At 31.0% G+C, this 3834-nt stretch carries 4 protein-coding genes and 1 pseudogene; 2 read left to right on the top strand and 3 right to left on the bottom strand.

The window, feature by feature from the left end:
* Both ACHZC3_RS06885 and ACHZC3_RS06880 read left to right on the top strand, forming a co-directional pair.
* The coding region (locus ACHZC3_RS06885; RefSeq protein ID WP_394759131.1) for a LysM peptidoglycan-binding domain-containing protein at positions 1-1381 on the top strand (1381 nt) is incomplete at its 5' end.
* Between the two features lie 56 nt (positions 1382-1437).
* Positions 1438-1884, top strand: coding sequence for a GNAT family N-acetyltransferase (locus ACHZC3_RS06880; RefSeq protein ID WP_394759130.1), 447 nt, complete (start codon positions 1438-1440; stop codon positions 1882-1884).
* Here the strand turns inward: ACHZC3_RS06880 and ACHZC3_RS06875 are convergent.
* The 3 genes and pseudogenes from ACHZC3_RS06875 to ACHZC3_RS06865 form a co-directional block, all read right to left on the bottom strand.
* Complete coding sequence (locus ACHZC3_RS06875; protein ID WP_394759129.1) at positions 1881-2699, bottom strand: OmpA family protein; 819 nt, start codon at positions 2697-2699, stop codon at positions 1881-1883. The genes ACHZC3_RS06880 and ACHZC3_RS06875 overlap by 4 nt on opposite strands.
* Before the next feature lie 13 nt (positions 2700-2712).
* Positions 2713-3348: a hypothetical protein gene (locus ACHZC3_RS06870; RefSeq protein ID WP_394759128.1), complete on the bottom strand. Its 636-nt coding sequence runs from the start codon at positions 3346-3348 to the stop codon at positions 2713-2715.
* Between the two features lie 72 nt (positions 3349-3420).
* A pseudogene (locus ACHZC3_RS06865) lies at positions 3421-3834 on the bottom strand (peptidase S41); the annotation flags it as partial.

Below are 3834 nucleotides of genomic sequence, written 5' to 3'. Positions count from 1 at the left end.
AGCAGGAAATGTAACCAAAGCGATTCGTCGTTCTGGCGGACACCAAAATTTTTGGAACATCAAGAAATATTTACCGAGAGAAACTCAGGCTTATGTCCCTATGTTTCTGGCCACGATGTATATTTTCGAATACCATAAAGAACACGGAATTGTGCCTGACAAAACGGTTGTAAATCATTTTGCTACAGATACTATTGCTGTAAAAAGCAAAATGTCGTTTAAACAAATATCAGAATTGTTAGATATGCCAGTAGCTCAAATTGAGTTTTTGAATCCTTCATACAAAATGAAAGTGATTCCTTATATAACAAACGAAATCCACTTTTTGCGTTTACCAAAAGACAAAATCGCCATTTTTGCTTCAAACGAAGATAAGATGTATGCCTATGTGAATTACCAAGAGAGAAATAGAGAAAGACCATTTGTAGAAAAATTAAGAGTTAAAATAAGTAATGATTCTATTGCTGGATCGGATGTTGTTGAAGTAGATTTGTTGGAAACCAAAACAATACTAAAAAATGTGACTCGAACTAAATACCATAAAGTAAAAAAAGGAGATAATTTGAGTGATATTGCAGACAAATACAATGTGGCGATGTCTGATTTAAAAAAATGGAATCATCTAAAAAGTAATAAGGTACAGTTTGGTAAAAGCCTTAAAATTCTTACTGAAGATAGAATCGCAGTAGTTCAAAAAGTTAAGAAACCAAAAGCAATTACAGAGGATGTTGCAGAAGCAAAATCAGAATTAGTTGAAGATAAAACGATTGCTATTGTTGAGAAGCCAGTTTCTAAAAAAGAAATAATCAAAAAAACACAAAAGACGGAAATTGTTACTGAAAACACAGTTGTTGTTAGTGAGCATATAGTAAAACAAGGAGAAACATTAACCAGTATTGCAAAAGAAAACAGGTTATATGTTGCCGATCTAAAAAAATGGAATAACCTAAAAGACGGAAACATTAAACTAGGAGACAAGTTGAAACTTTCTGCTTCAAAAGATGATGTTGTTGCTAACAAAGAAGAAGTAATAACAGAAACAACTTTTTACACAGTCAAAAAAGGTGATAATATCTCACTAATAGCTAAAACCAATAAAGTTTCTGTTGAAGACTTAATAGCTTGGAACAACTTAGATAATAATCTTGTAAAAGTAGGAGAGAAGCTAAAAATTGAAAAAGCATCTGAAGTTATTGCTGAAGTTTCTAAAAAAGGAAAAAAAGACAAATACCAAGAACAAAAATTATACATTGTTCAGAAAGGTGATTCATTGTTTAGCATTTCACTAAAACACCATACAACTGTTGCCGACATTAAAAAACTAAACGGAAATAAAGTGGAAAATCTGCAACCAGGAATGAAACTAAAAATTAAAGTTTAAAAAAAGGGAATCGCGAGATTCCCTTTTTTGTTACATTTGTGTCAAACAATTTTCTAATGTCGCTACAATTCAAAATAAAGCTATTTAACGAACTTTCTACGCAAGAGTTATACGAAACACTAAGATTACGAAGCGAAGTCTTTGTGGTTGAGCAAAACTGCGTGTATCAAGACATAGACAACAAAGATCAAAAGGCATTGCATGTTTTGGGTTATTATAACGATGAATTAACTGCTTATTGTCGATTATTTGATGCAGGAGATTATTTTGACAATGCTTCAATAGGTCGTGTTATTGTTTCTCCTAAATATCGCGATAAGAAATTTGGACATGATTTAATGCGTGAAGCTATTTTAGCAGTTGAAAAGTATTTTGGTAAAAGCCAAATCACGATTTCAGCTCAATTGTATTTGCAGAAATTCTACGAAAGCCATGGTTTTATAAAAACATCTGACATGTATTTAGAAGATGACATTCCGCATATTGAGATGAAAAAATCTTAAATCTTAGTAATGACCAACTCAACTCTTCGGTCGTATTGTGGTTCTTTTCCTAGTGGTTGTGCGTTGCCATAACCTTTGTGAGTCATTCGTATTTTATCAATTTTTTTGGTTACAAAAAAAGTATAAACCGTTTTAGCTCTGTTGGTAGAAAGCTGTCTTTTTTTCGTATCTCGATCTATTGCTTCTTTATGATAAGGTGGCGTACAGCACACATGTCCTTGAATTTCGAATTGCAATGTTTTGTATTTTAGTAATGCTTTGGCCATTTTTTCTAAATCGTTTTTGGCTTTTACATTTAGCTTACTACTTCCTTTTTCGAAAATAACATCGCCTAAAAAAATCCTATCGCCTACAACATGCTTTTTTTGAATCATGTCGAACATGCCTGGCATCTGAATTTTAGGCAATGGCCTCATATTTATTACCACATCGACACGACGGTTTTTAGAACGCACTTCGGGTAAATTCTCGATAATATCATCATCAATTAAGACACGACCTTTACCTTCAATAGTAACAATAATTTTATTTTTGATACCACTAGCAATCAGCTTTTTCTGAATTACAGATGCGCGATTATTAGATAATTTGAAATTATAGGATTCTTTGCCTCGATCATCACAATAACCATAAATCTGAACCGATTCGATACGAGTAGAATCGATAGTTTTTATAAAATTTACGACAGTATTCGCTTGTTTTTCGTCAAGATTGTATTTGTCAAATTCAAAATAAACGGAATTTACGATTTCTTCTTGAGCGATTATTACATTCGAGAAAGATAAAAAGATGAGTAAAAAAAAGAAGTGTCGCATATTGTTTTTGGTTTTAGTTGACCCAAAAAGTATCAGTTATATAAAATACCGTATCTATAAAATATAGAACGTCGTTTCTAGTCAGAACGTTTTCATCATGTAAGTCTTCTAAAATAATTCCCAATTCTGGATTGTAATAATCATTGTTTCGATTGTTTTCAAAGCCATTTAGTGTTAAAAATGCTTTGACTTGTTTTAAATCTGTATTGGCGGTTATCGAAACATACGATTGTTGAACAACTGCATATAAGACATCATTGTCTTTAGTAAAACCAATTAAGTTATATGCGGTGTCTGGAAAAAAATAATTGTGAAGAAGTAAATTATATAAATAATCTTTCCAAGAATTGTAGTAAATAGCATCATTTAATTTCAGAACATTCTCAGCATCTTTCAAATAAACTTTCTGTTCAGCACCTTCGCTAACATACTGAGATAAATCTATATTTATCCAGAGTTTTTTTTCAAAAATATAATCTTCTAATCTCTTTGTTTCTTGTTTTTTGTAGTGCTTTTCGTCTTCAACAATTGAGCTTGTTTGCGCGCCATTGCTAAGGTAACTGGCGATTGATTGGATAACTGTTCCAAAGCTAACTTGGCTCTTTCCTGAAATGACATTATGTAGTTCATTTTTCAAATGATTTTTCATTAACAAAGATACTATTTTTTTTAACTATTGAACAATTATGAATTGTCTCGTCTTTAAAAACAATTATCAAGCTTACTTACTTAATATCTTATTATACTCTGCGGTATTGCTTAATAACTGACTTGCTTTTTTAATTTCGGAATTATTCTTTGTATAAAACAAGTATAATCCTTCTTTATATTGAAAACGTTTAATGATTTCGTCACGTAATAAATCTAGAATTTCAGACTTGTTTTTATCGACTTCAACGTCTTCTGATTTTTGTAGAGAAACCATCAAATTATCATATTGTGCTTTTATAGAAGCATCTATTTTTTCTTTTTTTGCTTGTTCTAATGTTTCTTTTAATGCTAATTCTGTTTTAGTATCAAAAGAAATATTTTCTGTTTTCAAGAATTTTTTAAAATCTGCAAAATCTGCATCTGTTAGTGTTGGGATCTTGTCGCCAAGAGCTGTGTTTTTATAATAATATTGTGTCGCAAAATT

Origin of the sequence: Flavobacterium sp. (assembly GCF_043720215.1) — a bacterium.
GTDB lineage: Bacteria > Bacteroidota > Bacteroidia > Flavobacteriales > Flavobacteriaceae > Flavobacterium.
Note: the sequence above shows the minus strand (reverse complement) of the source record. Positions and strands in the feature narration are given on the sequence as shown.